This is a genomic window from Mobilisporobacter senegalensis (assembly GCF_003752155.1).
GTDB lineage: Bacteria > Bacillota > Clostridia > Lachnospirales > Lachnospiraceae > Mobilisporobacter > Mobilisporobacter senegalensis.
The window spans coordinates 167,016-186,876 of record NZ_RJVG01000008.1 but is presented as its reverse complement, the minus strand read 5'-3'; the positions used below and the strand labels follow the sequence as shown (position 1 = coordinate 186,876).

The following is a 19,861-nucleotide window of genomic DNA, read 5'->3' as shown; positions in this document are numbered from 1 at the left end:
TAAAGTTTACTGTTTTTAGGTTGTGTCCAATTTTCATTGAACACGGTTCGTATTGAATAAATTCAATTACTGAAATTCATTTTTAACTCAGCCCGAAGGCTTTGTCTTTTTAGAATTTTCAGGGTTGTTTCACTGTTTAGTTATCAATGTTCTTTTGTTGTGACTCGTTGTCAGCAACTTTTATATCCTATCATGTTTATCATTTCTTGTCAACAACTTTTTTGAATTTTTCAAATAATTTATTTTTATCTAATCATTTAACAAAATCCGCTCTGTTGTCAAGCAACTTATTTATATTAACATAAATTATAGTTGCTGTCAATGCTATTTTCGAACTTTTTCAAATTGTTTATTCAATTTAATCATTTCTTCGAATGCGACTTGGTTATTGTAACAAAAATAACTCTAACTGTCAACCTTAATATATATTTTTTTCGACACAATTTTCCCAAAGAAAAAACATCTATAATAATTTGCATAGATGTTTTAGTATCTAATCATTATATATAGAGAATATTCTTCTCCTATACTAATTTCCCCGAATATCCTTCTGCCTTTGCTGCGATTTCAGCAATAGATATCACCGCATTCTTAACATTATCCGTAACATCTCTTTGAAAAGCAATTTCATGTTCCATATTTCTCGATACATCATTAGATTTTAAGGACGCTTCAAGTATCTGGTTAAACACATCTTCCATTTCTTTCGTTACAGAGTCCTGCTCTTTCATAATATTAAATAATTGCTCTATATCTTTTCCCATATTGGTACTAAATGCATGCACAGATGCCACCGTCTCTGCGATTTCTTTAGAAGATTTGGCTGACTGCTCTGCCAGGTTACGTACCTCTCCTGCTACAACTGCAAAACCTTTTCCTTGTTCTCCGGCTCTGGCTGCTTCTATAGATGCATTTAAAGAAAGCATATTAGTTTTATTAGAAATACCTGCAATTATATTAGCAAATCCACTAATCATTGCTGTTAACTGCTCCATTTGCCTTATATTATCAGTCACAGAGCTAGCCACTTTATTAAGTATCTCAATTTTTGCCGTTAATATTTCTATATTTTTCTTACCTTCTTTTACAAGATTAAGGGCAGTATCTGAACTGTTAATTGCATCAAATGCATTTTTCTCTACTTTAAGTTGAGATTCGTCTAATTGTTCAATTACACCCTTCGCATTTCGTGCAAACTCACCCTGTTCTTTGGCAACTGCAATCATTTCTCTGCTTATCTTAATCAAATTGTCTTCTGTTTGAATCTTTTCTCTTTCATCATCATGGTCTACAACATACTCATCCATTTTATTTCCCCCTTAGATTATATTAATTGCTTCTCGTATATTTCTAACTCCCACAAGCTTTATCTTACTATCCTTAATTACCTCTTTATTCGCCTGTGGCAGGATACATACTTCAAATCCCATCTTAGCAGCCTCAATGACACGTTGTTCTGCTTGATTGACTGCTCTAACTTCTCCAGTAAGACCAACTTCCCCAAATACAATTGTCTTACTGTCAACCGCTCTGTTTTTATAACTGGAAATAAGAGAGATTACTATACCAAGGTCAAGTGCCGGCTCATTTATCTTCATACCACCTGCAACATTTATATACGCATCACAACTGGACATCTGAATACCCAGCCTTTTTTCAATTACAGCCATTAAGAGATTTACTCTGTTATAGTCAGTTCCTGCTGCTGTACGCCTTGGCATATTGAAGTTTGTCTGACAAACCAATGCTTGCACTTCTACCAGGATTGGCCTTGTCCCCTCTATAGAACAAGCTACAATAGAACCAGATTCTCCTTCTGGTTTTCCTTGTAACATATATTCTGAAGGATTTAACACCTCTACCAGCCCGGAACTTCTCATTTCAAATACACCAATTTCATTAGTAGATCCAAAACGATTTTTTACACCTCTTAAAATTCGATAAGAGGCTTGATTTTCTCCCTCAAAATAAAGCACAGTATCCACCATATGTTCTAAAACCCTCGGTCCAGCTACAACACCTTCTTTGGTAACATGTCCCACAATAAATATACTTACCCCAAGACCTTTTGCCAGGTGCATTAACGTTCCTGTTGTTTCACGGACCTGACTTACACTACCTGGAGCAGAACCAATTTCTTCTTTATACATAGTCTGTATTGAGTCAATAATAACTACTTCAGGTGATAGTTTTTTGATTGTTTCTTCTATAATATCCAGATTGGTTTCACTAAGAAGTAATAATTCTCCTGTAAATGCACCTAATCTTTCTGCTCTCATCTTTATCTGCTTTAGAGATTCCTCACCTGAAATGTAAAGAATACTATGCTGTTTCTCTACCAGATTCTTGCACATTTGTAATAATAGCGTTGACTTTCCGATGCCCGGATCTCCTCCAACTAAAACTAAAGAACCAATAACAATTCCGCCTCCAAGTACTCTGTCGAATTCTTCAATTCCCGTTTGAATCCTTTGATCTTCTGATGTAGTTACATTTGATAACTTCGTTGGTTCACTTGCCTGTAATCGTACATTGCCACCGGAAAAAGATTTTGATTTTTTGATCACAGGTTCTTCTACAAAAGAATCCCACTGTTTACAACCTGGACACTGTCCAAGCCATTTTCCCGATTCGAATCCGCACTCCTTGCAAAAATATACCGTTTTGCTTTTTGCCATATTTCCCCCTAATTCATATATGTATCAAAAAGGGACTGTCGCAAAACACATTTTACAACAGTCCCTTAAAGAATTTATCTTCTTGTTAAGCGGTTATGCCTTTATAACTTTAATTTTTGATTTTCTTTCTGTACTAAGTTCAACACTAAGAACAAGTTTACCTCCAAGATTCGTTTTCATCTTGCCGATATTTGTGTCATTAATGAATATTTTATACTCTTTCTCCGCTTCAAGTTCTAAGGTGACTTGTGTATCTTCAGGACCTTCTACTACAAAACTTACTTCTTTATCTGTAATATCAAGGTTGAAGACAGACGTTCCTGGGACTGATTCATATACAAACATTCCATTTTTCTCTAATTTAGTAATTTCCTTGAAAGTTTTTACTTTATATAAATCACCGTTGTGTTCGAAATCAGAAACCTTTGATTTTTTCTCTAAGCTATAATTTCCAAAGCTTAATGTCCCGTTGTCTTCCTTACGTATTAATTCTTGTATAACAGTCATCTTAGACTCCTCCTAATTTTAATATAACTACGATATAATTCCATGGGTAAGCCCTTATAATTCAGTAATTTTTAATAGTTTACTCATACTATATTATATACTACTTTCATGTTAATTTCTAGTGCATTATGCATATTAACAATTATTTTATATTTTTTTGGATTTTCTTATCGAAAATGTTAACTCTTGGTCTTTTAGCTTAACTGTTACATTATCCCCCTGCCTTATGTTAGAAGCCAATATCTCTTCTGCAAGTTTATCTTCAATTTTCGTTTGAAGTGATCTTCTAAGAGGCCTTGCACCATATTTTTGATCATATCCCGCTTTAGCAATATGAGCAATTGCCTCATCAGATACTTTTAATGTAATGTTCATCTGGCTCTTGATTCTCTTGGCAATTGTAGCAATCATAATACTTACGATTTGTTTAATATTCTCTTCTGTTAAAGAATGGAAGACTATAATTTCATCAATACGATTAATGAATTCCGGCTTGAAGATACGTTTTACTTCTTCCATAACACCATTCTTCATTCTCTTATAGCTCTCATTTTCGTCCTGAGCAGTTACAAAACCTAAAGTTTTAGGTGATATGATACTTTCAGCACCTGCATTAGACGTCATAATGATGATTGTATTTTTAAAGCTTACTTTTCTTCCCTGAGAATCTGTTATATGCCCGTCATCAAGTACCTGTAAAAGGATATTGAATACATCCGGATGTGCTTTCTCAATTTCGTCAAATAGTATCACGGAATAAGGATTTTGTCTCACTTTCTCACTTAACTGACCACCTTCATCATAACCTACATAGCCTGGAGGAGAGCCAATTAATTTTGACACACTGTGCTTTTCCATGTATTCAGACATATCTACCCGTATCATGGAACTCTCATTTCCAAACATTGCTTCAGCCAATGCTTTGGACAACTCAGTTTTCCCCACACCCGTTGGCCCAAGGAACAGGAATGAGCCAATCGGACGATTTGGATCTTTTAAACCTACTCTGCCTCTTCGAATCGCCTTTGCCACAGCAACCACTGCTTCTTCCTGCCCAACTACCCTTTCGTGAAGAATCTCTTCAAGTTTTTGCAGCCTCTGGCTCTCTTCTTCCTCCAATCTCTTTACTGGAATCTTAGTCCAGCTGGAAATAATATCAGCAATTTCTGCTTCTCCTACAATATATTCATGGATACTGTCTTTTTTCTCTTTATTTAATTTTAATCTATGAATCTTTTTCTGAATTTTTTCTTGTTCTTCTTTAATTTCTCTAACTTTATCAAATAATTGATTGATTATTGCTTCTTCTTTTTCTTTATCCAGATCTTTATATTCCAGCTCTAATTTTTTTATATTTGGCATAGAAGAAAATGTACTTAATCTGACTTTAGAAGCAGCTTCATCAATAACATCGATTGCTTTATCCGGCAAATATCTATCATTAATATATCTGCTTGTAAGTTTTACTGCCGCATCCAGGGCATCATCTGTTATCTCTACATTGTGATGCTTCTCATAACGTTCTCTAAGCCCTTTAAGAATCAATAGAGTCTCGTCTGTAGTTGGTTCCTCTACTACAACAGGCTGGAATCTCCTCTCAAGCGCAGCATCTTTTTCAATATATTTACGATATTCTTCTCTTGTAGTTGCTCCAATTAATTGAAGTTCTCCTCTTGATAAAGCTGGCTTTAAAATATTTGAAGCATCAATTGCTCCCTCTGCACCACCAGCTCCAATGATAGTATGAATCTCATCAATAAAAAGTAGAACATTGCCATCATTCATTACTTCATGAATTACTTTCTTTATTCTTTCTTCAAACTCTCCTCGATATTTTGATCCCGCAACCATGCCGGATAAATCAAGAGTAATGACTCTTTTATCTTTCATGGCTTCTGGAGCATTTCCATCAACGATCATTTGAGCAAGTCCTTCCGCAATTGCAGTTTTACCCACGCCTGGTTCACCAATGAGACAAGGATTATTTTTTGTTCGTCTGCTGATTATCTGAATTACTCTCTGAATTTCATTTTCACGTCCGATTACAGGATCCAGTTTGCCTTCTCTGGCATAATTTGTAAGATCTCTACTGAATTGATCCAGGGTTGGAGTTGTTGATTTCGCTTTTTGTTTCCCTTTTACTGCTAAATATTCATTCTTAGCAGCACTAGGATCTCCACCAATACCGGCAATTAAATCTACATACAATTTTTGAAGGTTAACTCCGATTGTGTTTAATAGGCGTACAGCAATACAATCGGATTCTTTCATTAAAGCGATTAATATATGTTCTGTTCCAACGGAACTTGATTTCATACGTAATGCTTCTTTATGGCTCTGCTCTATTACTTTCTTAGCTCTTGGTGTAAAACTATCTATTTCAATCAATTTTACCTTTGATTTTGGAGCGATCAGTTGATTTACCAGTTCGATTATATTATCTTTTTCCACTCCATTTTCCTCTAATACACGTTTTGCGACCCCGTTGCCGCATAACAGACCTAATAGAAGATGTTCTGTTCCAATATAACTATGTTTTAATTTATAAGCTACTTCCGCAGCTGAGTTTAAAGCTTCTTTGGCACTCTCTGTGAACTTCTCATTCATGATTAGCCCTCCTGACTTTTAATTCAATAATATCATTCTATAAACCATTATCCGATTCATATTCCATAAAAATCTTGTCCACGATCTCATGAGCTTCCTTACAGGAAATATTCCTGCAAATTGCTTTTGCAAGAATGACTTTCATCTCATTCGTCATTTCCATAATAGCCTTATATTTATCAGCATCTATTGAAATCACAGCACCTTTTCTTCGGTCAAGTTTAACATAACCTTCCTGTTTTAATATAGTATAGGCTTTATTTACTGTATGCATATTAATGCCTATATCTTCTGCCAGATCTCTTACTGATGGCAAATTATCACCTTCTCTGATTTGAGAATTAGCTATTCCAATGATAATCTGATTTCTAAGTTGTATATAGATAGCTTCATCACTATTAAAATCTATTCGAATGATCAAGCTTATCACCTCCCAACAAATACCGTTATATCTGTTATATGATTAGTATAACAAATATAAACTCAATGTCAATATGTCAATTCTAACATATCTTTCATTTTCCTCCAACCTTATTACTTTAAATAATATTAATAGTATGTTCTTAAAATGTCCATTCTATTGTCAAGAGTATAGAAAGTTTATCCTTCCAAATAAAAGCAGGTGCCAAAGAATTTTGGCACCTGAATATTATTCTAAATCATTTTCTTTAAATCCTTTTGATTTTAAATATAATTTTATAATTCCAAGAATCAATAAAATACAAACTGCACTTAATACTGCAATAATAATTGAAAGCTGAGTTAATTTTGCGTTATATTCATCAAAAGTTACACCATCCTCTGTATTATTTACGTCTGTGATCAGCGGTCCGGTGTATCGCTGCATTGTCTGTTCCACACGATCATACTGGTAGTAACCTGATTCTCCGTCTTCATTCATTGCATATATTAAAAGGAAATCATTTTCTAAATCATCTGCCTTTGTATATGCAGTAACATTTACTCCATAAAGTATTAATTTTGTTTTGGAGTATCCGGCTGGTACTTGTTCATCCTCAGGAACATCAATGATTTCATAACGATATTTGTTTTCAATGAATGTTTTGCCATCTTCTGAAGTTATTTTAAAATTATCTTTTGAATCATCTGCATTTGGTTCATCTTCTGTGGCAGCAGCTTTTTTATCTACATAGATTATATAGTCTTTTGTATCTCCAGATTCTGCTTTCACAGTTAAAGTCACCGTATTTTTGCCTTCTGCAAGATCATTATTTCCCTGTACTTTAACACTTGCATTAGAGTCTTTTGCAGTCCCACTGATAATTAAACTTGAAACATCACTATCTACTTCTGTGGAATACTCATAGACATATGGATCAAATTTAGGTGTTAATGTGCCAGGACTAATTTTCAAATCCGAAAGATTTGTTTCTGTACTCACTCTTTTTGTTGTTTTCACATTGATGGAAATTTGGTTACTGGATACAGACATCTCTTTTCCTTCTTCATAATTGTATACAAACGGTGTTTCACTTAATTTTATTTCACCAACTCCAACTTCTTTTGCTTTAAATTTCATACTATATTTTTTCTTGGTATCACCATCTGTATCACTTGTTTCAGCAACGCGAAGGACTCCATCTCCTCCACTAATAAAGCTGCCTGACTCTATAAATTCAAGAATATCTGCATCATAGGAGATATATCCTTCAAACTCACCAATTGCTTCCTCTGCTTCTAAAGTTAATGATACGGTAATATTATTCCCTTTTGTTACCACCGTGCTATTTGTAGAAAATTTAATAGTTGCACTTGCAGCATGGGCTGTAATCCCATTCATATTAAAAATCAAATTTATAACCAGGATTAAGATCAATCCTAAATATATACATCTTTTCTTCATATCCATACTCCTTTCTCTTTCTTTAATTAAGAGGCTGTTTCAAAAATTGAACTCTTTCTGAAACAGCCTCTATCTAATTCAAGTATGCACTTATTCCTATTGCACACTCATATCTCTTACAATATTGATCGTATATTGTCTAACGGCTTGGTTTTCAGCAGTAACTGTAATCGTTACTGGATTGTTACCTATAGAAAGTGGTACATAACCAGTCCCACTTACACTCGCCTTTGTACTAACTGCTGCTGCTGAAACATTAACACCTTCGATTTTACCAGGTACGATCAAACTATAAAGGGTACCTTCTAAATCTTCAATCTTAAACGTTGGAGTTAATTTATAACCATCCACGGATAAGGATTTCAACCAGTTGTTAGGATTCAATGCTGTCGCAGGTTGTGGGCAGACATTCTCTGGCATATTAATATATACAGGAATCTTAAATACAATTGGAATATCGGTCATTGCACTATATCCAGCATAAGTTTTTGCAGATTCAGCCCTTGCCGCTTCTACATTTGCCATATATTGGTGAGAATGGGTAGAGACCGGAGTAACATTAAATTTTTGGAGATATACTGTATTTTGTCCCCTGTTGATGTAAGAAGCACCTATAAAATTAGACCCCCCTACAATTGATTTGAATGGACTATCCCATGGAATCATATATAATGCATTGGTGGCCGCGTTACCAGACCCATTCTTTGCATAATTTAAACCATTGGCAACAGCACCTCCTGGCACTGTACTATGGGTAGCTCCTATATTAAAGAAGTTGTAGTAGCCTTCGTAGCCTGAGACTTTCCCGGTGACAGATGAACTTAATGTAGTTCTTCCTGTTACAACTTCCTGTTTTACTCTTGTCGCCAGATGATACGGGCTTACCATTGAAACTTCTGCTGCTTTTATAAATGTATCACCATAGGTTGTTGCTATCTCTTCTGCTGCATCATTGATATATGTATAGGATGTTCCATACAATGCCGTATTTAATAAAATATTCTCAACGCCCTCTTTTGTCTGATACGCTTTTTGATAACTTAGCAGTTCAAATTGGAAGATTTCACTTGATGTCAGGAAGTTTCTTGGATCCATATAATATTCAATTGCTTCCTTAGATGCTGTTACCCAGGTAGACCCATCATAAGGGATAAACTGATCCGTTTTCCAATTATATGCACCTGTTGCAAGAGATTTCCATGCTATATTTTTTGAATTGGTTATTAAGTTCTTACCAATCTTATTCTGATTAGCAATTACCGTCTCCCAATCCAGTCCTGTCTGATAAGCTTCAAATTGCCAATAAGGATGTTCTGCATGTAAAGCCCGTAAATAAGGTTTATAGCTCTCAGGAAAACCTTGATTTATCATTGCTGCTTCAAATTCTGCATCACTTAAAATAGGGGGATTCCCTGTATTATCACCATCATTTGGTATCTCCGGGATTGTAGTGCCGGGATTTTCTGGAACATTTGGAGTTTCAACAATTCTTATATAATCTCCTGATACATAACCATCATACGTTGCATTTCCATATTTAAATGAAACTTCATACCACAATGTAGAACCAATTGCTATCTCTGACTTTATTGTAACTTCATGCCCAGAACTCAATGAAATAGGTTGATTTGCTGCATCATAAACTTGTGCATAACTTGTTCCTGATCCGGATCGGACTCTTAAAGAACTTGCTGTAACTTTTCCTATTTTAACGGTATCATTATTATCCACTGGTTTTTCTGGTGTAGTTTCATTATCCTCTGGTTTTGGAGTATTATCGACCGGTTCCTTCACTTCTTCCTTCTTCTTGAAAATAACATCCATAGCTTTAATATAGCCGGTTGTTGTTTTACCAGAATATTTAAATGTTACTTTAAACCATTTCACACCACTTGTCATATATTCACTGATAACAGCTAATTCAGTGCCCGGTTTTAAGGAGACTGTTTTACCACTTACTTTTAAGTAGGATTTCTTATCACTTGCTCCGGTTCTGATACTTATATTCTTTTTGCTGTTAACTGCAGCTGGAATTTTAGTAGTTGCTATTTTTATATAATCACTTAAGACATACCCCTTAACTGTTTTTTTATCAAATTTAAAGGAAATATAATACCATTTCTCATTACTTACAATAACTTCTTTTATAATAGTAATTTTTGTTTTATTCTTAATAGCAACATTTTTACTTCCAGACTTTAATTGAGGACCTGTCCTACTCGCCTTTGTTCTTACATTTAAGCTTGTTGCGTTTACAATACCCGGAACAGAATAATTAGAAGCACTTGTTACATAGGATGCTGTAGAAGTATCTTCTTGTGTCTTCACACTGGTAGTACCTTTAAATTTTGTATCAATTGCTTTGATATAGCCGCTTCTTGTTTTACCTTCAAATTTAAACGATACTTTATACCATTTTGCTCCTCCCGCAGTTACTTCACCTGTAATATATAAAGTTGTGGTTTTTAATGCTACGATTGTATTTCCTACTTTAAGATAAGGCTTATTGTCTCCGGCACCTGTCCTGATTTGAATCTTTGAATTACTATTAACTAACGCTGGTACTTTTGATGATAAAGATAACTTTATGTAATCACTGGAAACATACCCTTTTATTGTAGTGCCATTCCATTTGGCTGAAATATAATACCACTTTTCCCCGTCAACAATCACTTCTTTTAAAATTGTTACTTTTGTATTTTTAATAAGGCTTACATATTTGCCACTAATCTTTAATTGAGCACCTGTCTTATCTGCTTTCGATCTTACTTTCAAACTCGATGCAGTAACTATTCCTGGAATAGAAACTCCTGTTGACGCCGTTATTGCAGAAGCTTGTACTATATTATTTCTTTGTAATGGGGTAATAGATGGGAATGCCATAACGAAACACATTAACATCGTAAATAATATATGATTCCTTTTCTTCATTCATTGTCTCCTTTCAATGATGTCGATGATATATGTCAGAATGAGCATATAATACTTATATTTAGACAGTTTCTCTGGTTTTATGGTATCATAAAGTCTAATAATAAGCAATCATAGTATATCAAATACAATAACCAAATTTTATGGCATTTCTATGGCATAAAGTGAAACTTAATTCAGATGTGGTTTAAATCACATCTGAATTTTAGCTTCACTTATCTAGGGACAAAAAAGACAATTAGGTAAATATTTCTACCTAATTGCCTAAATACCAATCCTATATTTCTTCGATTGCCTTACCTATATCATTTCTTTTATATTTATTTTGGAACCGGACTAATTCTGCAGCTTTATAAGCATTATCCCTGGCATCTTTTAAAGTAGTACCTTTCGCTGTAACCCCAAGCACCCGGCCTCCATTTGTTACAACTCCTTCGCTGCTTCTTTTCGTACCAGCATGGAATATATAAAAATCATCCCTGTCTTTAAATTGATCAAGTCCTTCTATCAGAAAGCCTTTTTCATAATGCCCAGGATACCCTTGGGAAGCCAATACCACACATACTGCTGCATTATCTTCAAATTCCAGATTGATCCTATCTAAAGTTCCATCAATACAAGCCTCAAATACTTCCACTATGTCATTCTTCATACGAGGTAGTACAACTTGAGTCTCAGGATCTCCAAACCTGGCATTATATTCCAAAACCCTTGGTCCTTTCTCTGTCAGCATTAAACCAAAGAATAAGATTCCTATAAATTCTCTTCCTTCTGCTTTCATTGCATCAAGTGTTGCCTGATAAATATATCTTTCACAAAAGCCTTTTATCTTATCCGTATAAAAAGGACTTGGTGAAAATGTACCCATACCCCCAGTATTAAGTCCTTTATCCCCATCTTCTGCACGTTTATGATCTTGTGCTGAAGTCATTGTCTTGATTGTTTTACCATCACAAAAGGCAAGAACAGAAACTTCTCTTCCAGTCATAAATTCTTCAATTACCAATTTATCACCGGCAGAGCCAAACTGTTTCTCAAGCATAATTGCTTTTACTCCTGCCATTGCTTCTTCCTTCTTATAACATATTAAAACACCTTTTCCAAGAGCCAGACCATCTGCTTTTAAAACAATTGGATAACTACATTGTTCCAAATATGCATAAGCGTCTTCTGCCTTATCAAATGTTTCGTAAGCCGCAGTTGGTATATTATATTTTTTCATTAAATCTTTTGAAAATGATTTAGAACCTTCTATAATTGCAGCATTCTTTCTTGGTCCAAATACTCTGAGGCCTCTTTCTTCAAATACATCCACAATACCTGCAACAAGAGGATCATCCGGACCAATTATAGTCAGGTCAATTTTATTATTGTCAGCAAAATCTGCAAGACTTATAAAATCTGTGACAGGAATATCTATACACTCTGCATATTCTTCAATACCACCGTTTCCAGGAGCACAGAAGATTTCTTCTACCTTTTCGCTTCTGGCAACTTTCCATGCAATAGCATGTTCCCTGCCGCCACTTCCAACGATTAATACTTTCATGGGTTCCTCCTTATCGTTTCTATCTCTTTTCTCTTACAATGTTGTCAATAACTGCTATTTTATTATTTGCAATTAGATTGATTGCTTCCGGAAGTATACTCCACTCAGCCTGTTTCATTACTCTCTCCTGAAGAATTTCAGGAGTATCATTTTCTAAAACCTCTACTGCTTTTTGAAGTATGATTGGACCTGTATCTGTTCCTTCATCTACAAAATGTACTGTTGCACCAGTCACTTTGTTTCCTCTGAAAAGTACAGCTTCGTGAACCTTTAATCCATAATACCCCTCGCCGCAAAAAGAAGGAATTAACGATGGATGAACATTTACAATTTTACTATGATACTTTTTTACAACTATTTCTGGAATGATAACTAAATAACCGGCTAAAACAATTAAATCAACCTGATAAAAATCAAGTACTTTTAATAATTCTTTAGAGAACTCTTCTCGATTTTTGAATTCCTTTGGTATAATGCATTCTGCTTTAATATTATGAAGAGCTGCCCTTTCCAGAGCATATACATTTCTTTTACTACTGATTACTACCTCAATCTTCGCGTTGGTTATGCCTCCATCTTCTATTCTATCAATAATCGCCTGAAGATTCGTCCCACCACCAGACACTAATACTGCCATCTTTAACATATTGTTACACCTTTATCACCAGTCTTTAATTCACCTACAATATAAGGGATTTCCCCAGTAATGCGTATCAGATCCATCGCTTTATCCACATCTTCCGGTTTCACTGCAATCATCATGCCAATTCCCATATTATAAGTGTTATACATCATTTCTTCTTTAATATCACCATCTTTAGATAACATTTTAAAAATAGCAGGTATTTCATAACTATCCTTACGTATAAATGCATGAATACCTTCTGGAAGCATTCTTGGAATATTTTCATAGAAACCTCCACCAGTGATATGGCTGCATGCCTTTATTGTTATTCCTCCATCTTTTAAAGATTTTAATGCATTTACATATATCTTAGTAGGAGTTAATAATACTTCTCCCAGTGTTGAGCCAAGTGATTCATAATAAGTTTCAAGAACTTCTTTTTTCATATTAAATACTTTACGAACTAAAGAATAACCATTACTATGAATTCCAGAGGACGCCATTCCAATTAATACATCACCATTTTTTACATTTTCCCCTGTTATAAGGTTCTTTTGATCAACTATACCCACTGCAAAGCCCGCCAGATCATACTCATCTTCCGGATAGAAACCAGGCATTTCCGCAGTTTCTCCTCCAATAAGAGCCGCACCTGATTGTTTACATCCATTTGCAACACCATTAACGATTGTTGCTATCTTTTCAGGTTCATTTTTACCGCAGGCAATATAATCAAGGAAGAATAATGGTTCGCCTCCTGCACATGCGATATCATTTACACACATAGCCACGCAGTCAATACCAATGGTATCATGCTTGTCTAAAATGAATGCAAGTTTAAGCTTTGTTCCTACACCATCTGTACCAGAAACTAAAGTTGGGTTCTCCATATCTTTGAAACGGGTAAGGGAAAAAGCACCGGAAAAACCACCGATTCCTGTCAAAACTTCTGGCCTTAAAGTACCTTTAATATGTGTTTTCATAAGTTCAACAGCCTTATAACCAGCTTCAATATCTACTCCTGCATTCTTATAATCCATTGTATTTCCTCCTGTTGAATGTTCATTTATCATATATGTCCATTTATTAGAAACATCATAATTTTATCATATCTCAAAGTTTTTGTCTTAAAATTGCTTCTATTTATTTCTAATATAATTTATAAGCTTAATTAATATTATCTCCCTTATATATTAGTTGTGTTTATTATATTAAAAAAGCACCTAATGGTGCCTTTTTAATTTACTTGATTTCTCCCCTGATGTTTTGATATATACAATCTTTCATCTGCTTTTCGCAACAAATTACTTAAGTCCTTCTCATCTGAGTGACAGGATACTCCAATACTCACCGTAATCTTAAAGTCAACATCATTCACTTTAAAATTACTTGCTTCAATCTTTTGACATAGCCTATCCGCCATGTTTTTGCCTTCTTCTAAATCCGTATCTAATAATATTATCGCGAATTCATCTCCACCCCAGCGGAAGCATGAATCGCTGCTTCTGGTGTTTTCATGAATAATGTCAGCTATAAATTTAATTGCTTTATCACCAATAAGATGACCAAAAGAATCATTAATTAATTTAAAATAATCTATATCAATTAACATAATGCAAAAAGTATTATCAGTATCATGTTTATTAGAATAGATGTTAATGGTTTCTTCCAGCACTTCGTAAAAACATCTTTGATTAAATAATTCCGATAGCCCATCTACATAGGATTTCTTCTGCAGTTTTAAGTTTGCTTTCTCCAGTTCCTTATTTAAGCGTGCAAGCTCATCCTGAGCAAACTTCAATGAAGTAATGTCTCTTGAAGTCCCCCAGATTCCCATGATTTCACCGCTTTCATCATATAAAGGATATTTAGATGCATGAAACCATACGATCTCCCCATCTTTTCTGATCCACTTTTCAAGTTTTCCTATTAAAGGTTTACCTGTTTTCATGATTCTTTGTTCATCTTTAAAAGATTCTATTGCAAATTCTTCAGGAAAAAAATCAAAATCACTTTTCCCCACCAATTCTTTCGGATTCTCAAAACCAAACTGGATCGCATGGGCTTTACTATTTAATATAAACTTTAAATTCTTATCTTTAAAGTATATTGTATCATCCGAACCATTCATAATTATATCTAATAGTAGAGCATCCCTTTGCAGCTCCTTAGTATAAATGCTTTTCCTGTCATTGGTATGAAATAAATTATGAGACCTTTTTAACCAATTTAGTTTCATTTTTCCTCCACTCTAACTATGAAAGAGAAGAAATAACATATGCCTCTGTTATTCTAAACATCTTGTTATGTTAATTATATACCAAAAAGGGATTTTTTTCAATTAGATTGTAATAATAAAGTTATCAAATGTCACTTTTTATCGATTTTTGTCTTCTTCTATATTAACATTAATTCCTCTATGTTCTACAGAAGTTGAAAATACAATCTGAGTGCTCGTTCTGCCAAATTTTTGCAACTGTCCGATAAAAGTATCTAGTTCAATTGTATTCGGGAAAGCAACTTTTAGAAGCATAGAGTAATGCCCGGTAACACAATTACATTCAATCACATGGGGGCATTCATCTACAAATGGATAAAATTCTGATTTCTGCACAGGCTCCATCTCAAGGTTAATAAATGCAGTAATATGATAACCAAGCTTTAACGGATTAACAGCAGCATGATATCCGGTAATGATTCCCTCTTTCTCTAAGCGTTCAATACGTGCTGAAACAGCAGGTGATGATAAAAAAACTTTTCCCGCAATCACCTTTAGTGGAGTTCTTGCATTCTCCTGTAAAATAGTAACAATCTGCTTATCAATATTATCCATGACAATATCCCCCTTTAATTATTATGTACGATAGCCTATATAGCAAAAGAGCTACAAACGTCTAAAAGTTTGTAGCTTCTCTGCTCACATATATTTTACGTAGTATACACTTTTAAGCTACAAATGTCAATCACTTTGTTACAGTTCAGCCATGCAGAAAGTATTGTACAAATTGTACGTGGGTGCTTGCACACTAAGAGCAATTTGTACAATACTTTCTATATGGCGCTCTGCCCAAGCGAGATGTAGCATAGCGAAATCGAGCTTATGGCTGAACTGTAGCGAGAACTTAATACCCAAACTGCACGTGGGTGCTTGCACACTAAGGGCAGTTTGTATAATACTTTCTATATGGCGCTCTGCCCAAGCGAGATGTAGCATAGCGAAATCGAGCTTATGGCTGAACTGTAGCGAGAACTTAATGCTCAAATTGCACGTGGGTGCTTGCACACTAAGGGCAATTTGTACTTGACAAACTTCTTAAATTATAGCATAGTGTTCCCAAATGGTGATATTAGTTTTTAATATTAAATTTATAGAAAAGAGGCCTTTTATGGAATTAATTGAACAATTAACCGCCTTTGGACTTACAAGACAGGAAGCAACCATTTATATAACCTTACAAACAGATGGTGAATTAACTGGATATGAAGTTGCTAAATTAACGGGAATCTCCAGATCAAATACCTACACTGCCCTGGCTGGTCTGGTAGATAAAGGGGCTGCCTATGCTATGGAAGGAACTGTTACTAAATATACTCCTGTGAAATTTGAAGAATTCAGTAGTAATTTCATTCGAAAATTAGAGATGATACAAAAAGAAATAATACTAAAACTTCCTGCCAGAAAAAAAGAAACGGATGGCTATATAACAATTAAAGGAGACCAGCATATTTTAAACAAACTGAAAAATATGTTATTAGAAGCAGAGTACCGTATTTATACTTCCGTTCCCATGGATATATTAAAACTTATTGAAGAGGATCTAATAACCTTAATTAATCGAAATATCAAAGTGGTGATATTAACAGACCAACCTTACAACTTAGATGGTGCAATTATATATTATACAAAGAATATCACAAATCAGATCCGGTTAATTGTTGACTCTATTAAAGTATTAACAGGAGAAATAGAAGAAATGCAGGATTCTACCTGCCTTTATTCTAAAAATCGTAATCTTGTCAACATATTCAAAGAAATGCTTCAAAATGAAATTACACTGATAGAACTTACTAAAACAAACTAGTATAGAAAAAAGATCTGCTTAAAATAAGCAGACCTTTTTCTATATCCTTAATTTTAATATCAACCTTATTTAAAATTTTCTAAATCTAATGTAATAAAATAATCTTCTGGTGTTTCTGCACGTCTTATTAACTGAGTTTCTCCATTTTCCTTTAATAAAACCTCAGCAGATCTTAATTTCCCATTGTAATTGTAACCCATAGAGAAACCATGAGCTCCTGTATCATGAATCACAAGGTAATCTCCCATATCAATCTTAGGCAGCATACGATTAATTGCAAATTTATCATTATTTTCACATAATCCACCTGTTACATCATACTTATAATCAAGAGGCTTATCTTCTTTTCCTAAAACTGTAATATGATGATAAGAGCCATACATAGCGGGTCTCATTAAATTAGCTGCACATGCATCCAATCCAATATATTCTTTATAGGTATGTTTTTCATGAATTGCCTGAGTTACTAAACAGCCATATGGAGCTAATACAAATCTTCCAAGCTCGGTATATATTGCAACATCACTCATACCAGCTGGTACTAATACTTCTTCAAATGCCTGTCTTACACCTTCTCCGATTGCCAAAATATCATTTGGTTCTTCCTCTGGTCTATATGGGATTCCGACTCCTCCAGATAAATTTATAAATGCAATATGAACACCCGTCTCTTCTTTTAACTCTACTGCTGTTTCAAAAAGAATCTTTGCCAATGCAGGATAATACTCTTCTGTTACTGTATTACTGGCCAAAAATGCGTGAATCCCAAAATGTTTTACCCCTTTTTCTTTTAATTTTAAAAACCCTTCTCTTAATTGTTCACGGGTAAAACCATATTTTGCTTCTTGTGGTGAATCCATAATCTGATTTTCAAGTATAAAATCACCACCAGGATTATATCTGCAACTTATAGTTTCTGGAAAATCTGCAATTTTTTCAAAGAAATCAATGTGAGTAATGTCATCAAAGTTAATGATCGATCCTAATTTTACCGCCAATTCAAAATCTTCTCTTGGGGTCACATTGGAGGAAAACATAATATCATCTCCTACTAATCCAACTGCCTCTGATAACAATAACTCTGTATAAGAAGAGCAATCTGCTCCTACTCCTTCTTCTTTTAAAATTTGCATTATATATGGATTTGGTGTGGCTTTAATTGCAAAATACTCTTTATATCCTTTATTCCAGGAAAATGCCTGTTTTAATTTACGGACATTCTCACGAATTCCTTTTTCATCATATAGGTGAAAAGGTGTTGGATATTTTTTAACCATATCCCTAACTTGTTCTAAAGTTACGAATGTTTTCTTTTCCATATTAGTCACTCCTTATTTAATACGTCCTATTGTTTCGACAATATATCATAATTTCAAAGGCATGTCAATAGATTTTCACAAAATAGTGTTCCTATTAAGATATACTATCAATAAGTATCAAATATTTTTTTAACGATAGAAATTTTATGAGCTAATATAAAAAATAGAGAGATGGATGAAAAATTCATCCATCTCTCTGTGAAATCAGGCTTTTACAAATTTAAGGATCATAGTATTTCTACTTAGATACACCATAACGATAGCTTCGATACAATGTATCAATACTATCAATAAAGAAGGCAAGTGCAAAAACTCCTACAAAAAAATTTGTAAAGTTATTCCAGATTGATTGTATAGAAATGTCGGCTCCAAAACCATAAAGGGAGGTTATCTGAGCTACAAAATTAGGATTCCAAATTTCATGCCTTGAAAAGATAATAATCGTAAGAATCAAAGAAATAATATCTAGTGATATTGTCGCGACTGCTACCCTTGTAGTATATCTTCCTTCGATTAATTTAATAATTTCTCTCAAAATGCCCAGCCCAAAGCAAATAAGAAATAAAGGGAGCACTTTCTCTAAAACTACTAAGTTAAAAACCGGAATTGTAGTAGTTATTTCTCCAATCCGAATCACTCCCATGAGCTGTGGCGCAAAGGTAAATAAAATGGCAACGAATATTGTAAATATAATTCCACTGATGGGTACCCCTTTGGGAATACTTGCTTTCTTGCTGGGAACTTCCGGCAGTTCATTAATAATCCAATCATCTGTAATCTCATCTAATTTAATCCCTCTATATTCTATAAAAGCAAAAATAAAGGTAACCCATACACAGGCCGATGATATTCCTGATATAAGACCTCCTATCCAATGGGCGAAATAATTCCATGGATTCCCTTGATTTGCGGTAAAACCCTCAACAATAGACGCAATTGTCATACCTAGGACCACTGCAAATATAACAATTTTCAGCACCATGATATACAAATGAAAATATTGGGGTCCTATTAAATATTTTTTATGGTCCATATATTTCTCAGATAATTCCCTTGGATGACCTAACTCTTTTAAGACTAACTCAATATCTTTCTTTGCAGGCTCTTTGTCTCCGACATGTTCTTCTAACATATCATAAATCAGAGTCTTTAATTCTTCCTCAATATCATTTCTTGAATTTGCCGGCAAATCCTTTGTAACCGCATATACATACCTTGCTATGATATCATTCTTATCAACTTCATTATTACTTTTCGATTGTTTCATTCATTTCTACCTCCCCATTCAATAATTTGTTCATACTATCTACAATGTTCTCCCAATGTTTCTTAAGTTCCTGATACACTTCTGCACCTAACTGAGTTCTTACATAATATTTTCTGGGCTTGGTACCACTGGTTTCCCATTCACTTTTTAATAATCCTTGCTTCTCCAAACGCCTTAACAATGGATATAATGTATTTGCCTCTACTGTTATCTTCTTATCACTTAAGTTTTGTACTAATGCATATCCGTACATTGGATTTTCCATCTGACTTAAAACACTGAGCACAATTGTTCCACGCCTTAATTCTAAAATCAAACCACCTAACAGTTCATCTCGTTCACTCACATTATCACCTCTTTATCATATTATAATGTGTGTCACACAGTATTGTCAATATAAATTAATATTAATTTTAAAATAATATTAATTTG

Annotated in this window: 16 protein-coding genes; 1 reads left to right on the top strand and 15 read right to left on the bottom strand. The window is 34.2% G+C overall.

All coding sequences use genetic code 11. The features are described 5' to 3' along the window. Nucleotides 1-524: 524 nt before the first annotated feature. From EDD66_RS13665 to EDD66_RS13610, 12 genes are all read right to left on the bottom strand, one after another. The gene (locus tag EDD66_RS13665) at nt 525-1,307 is read right to left on the bottom strand and encodes a methyl-accepting chemotaxis protein (protein WP_243115365.1); all 783 of its coding nucleotides are present in this window, start codon (nt 1,305-1,307) and stop codon (nt 525-527) included. A gap of 12 nt (nt 1,308-1,319) precedes the next feature. Further along, on the bottom strand, nt 1,320-2,678 hold the full coding sequence (gene radA / locus EDD66_RS13660) for a DNA repair protein RadA (protein WP_123610146.1): 1,359 nt from the start codon (nt 2,676-2,678) through the stop codon (nt 1,320-1,322). A 93-nt stretch (nt 2,679-2,771) separates the two neighbouring features. After that, nucleotides 2,772-3,185: an endosialidase gene (locus tag EDD66_RS13655; RefSeq protein ID WP_123610145.1), complete on the bottom strand. Its 414-nt coding sequence runs from the start codon at nt 3,183-3,185 to the stop codon at nt 2,772-2,774. A 147-nt stretch (nt 3,186-3,332) separates the two neighbouring features. Further along, nucleotides 3,333-5,792 carry an ATP-dependent Clp protease ATP-binding subunit gene (locus EDD66_RS13650; protein ID WP_123610144.1) on the bottom strand — a complete coding sequence of 820 codons (2,460 nt, stop codon included), beginning with the start codon at nt 5,790-5,792 and terminating at the stop codon, nt 3,333-3,335. Nucleotides 5,793-5,829: 37 nt separating this feature from the next. Then, entirely contained in the window at nt 5,830-6,213 is a 384-nt protein-coding gene (locus EDD66_RS13645) for a GntR family transcriptional regulator (RefSeq protein WP_123610143.1), read from the bottom strand. Nucleotides 6,214-6,441: 228 nt separating this feature from the next. After that, nucleotides 6,442-7,656, bottom strand: coding sequence for a cadherin-like beta sandwich domain-containing protein (locus EDD66_RS13640; protein ID WP_170164358.1), 1,215 nt, complete (start codon nt 7,654-7,656; stop codon nt 6,442-6,444). A 96-nt stretch (nt 7,657-7,752) separates the two neighbouring features. Beyond that, a complete protein-coding gene (locus EDD66_RS13635; RefSeq protein WP_123610141.1) occupies nt 7,753-10,587 on the bottom strand; it encodes a cadherin-like beta sandwich domain-containing protein in 2,835 nt (944 codons plus the stop codon). A gap of 277 nt (nt 10,588-10,864) precedes the next feature. Continuing rightward, complete coding sequence (purD, locus tag EDD66_RS13630; protein ID WP_123610140.1) at nt 10,865-12,136, bottom strand: phosphoribosylamine--glycine ligase; 1,272 nt, start codon at nt 12,134-12,136, stop codon at nt 10,865-10,867. Between the two features lie 19 nt (nt 12,137-12,155). Next, on the bottom strand, nt 12,156-12,782 hold the full coding sequence (gene purN, locus EDD66_RS13625; protein WP_123610139.1) for a phosphoribosylglycinamide formyltransferase: 627 nt from the start codon (nt 12,780-12,782) through the stop codon (nt 12,156-12,158). Continuing rightward, nucleotides 12,776-13,801 (bottom strand): phosphoribosylformylglycinamidine cyclo-ligase, encoded by a 1,026-nt coding sequence (gene purM / locus EDD66_RS13620; RefSeq protein WP_123610138.1) that lies wholly within the window; start codon nt 13,799-13,801, stop codon nt 12,776-12,778. The genes purN and purM overlap by 7 nt, the downstream gene beginning before the upstream one ends. Before the next feature lie 197 nt (nt 13,802-13,998). Then, a complete protein-coding gene (locus EDD66_RS13615; RefSeq protein WP_123610137.1) occupies nt 13,999-15,000 on the bottom strand; it encodes a sensor domain-containing diguanylate cyclase in 1,002 nt (333 codons plus the stop codon). Between the two features lie 138 nt (nt 15,001-15,138). After that, nucleotides 15,139-15,594, bottom strand: coding sequence for an Lrp/AsnC family transcriptional regulator (locus EDD66_RS13610; protein WP_123610136.1), 456 nt, complete (start codon nt 15,592-15,594; stop codon nt 15,139-15,141). Nucleotides 15,595-16,147: 553 nt separating this feature from the next. Here EDD66_RS13610 and EDD66_RS13605 point away from each other — a divergent pair. Next, nucleotides 16,148-16,843, top strand: coding sequence for a TrmB family transcriptional regulator (locus tag EDD66_RS13605; protein WP_123610135.1), 696 nt, complete (start codon nt 16,148-16,150; stop codon nt 16,841-16,843). Between the two features lie 65 nt (nt 16,844-16,908). Here EDD66_RS13605 and EDD66_RS13600 read toward each other — a convergent pair whose 3' ends face one another. The 3 genes from EDD66_RS13600 to EDD66_RS13590 all read right to left on the bottom strand — a co-directional run bounded on the left by EDD66_RS13600 (nt 16,909) and on the right by EDD66_RS13590 (nt 19,775). Next, nucleotides 16,909-18,162, bottom strand: coding sequence for a diaminopimelate decarboxylase family protein (locus EDD66_RS13600; RefSeq protein WP_123610134.1), 1,254 nt, complete (start codon nt 18,160-18,162; stop codon nt 16,909-16,911). A 238-nt stretch (nt 18,163-18,400) separates the two neighbouring features. After that, entirely contained in the window at nt 18,401-19,429 is a 1,029-nt protein-coding gene (locus tag EDD66_RS13595) for a DUF1700 domain-containing protein (RefSeq protein ID WP_123610133.1), read from the bottom strand. After that, the gene (locus EDD66_RS13590; RefSeq protein WP_123610132.1) at nt 19,410-19,775 is read right to left on the bottom strand and encodes a PadR family transcriptional regulator; all 366 of its coding nucleotides are present in this window, start codon (nt 19,773-19,775) and stop codon (nt 19,410-19,412) included. Before EDD66_RS13590 ends, EDD66_RS13595 begins: the two co-directional genes overlap by 20 nt. Nucleotides 19,776-19,861 lie beyond the last annotated feature (86 nt).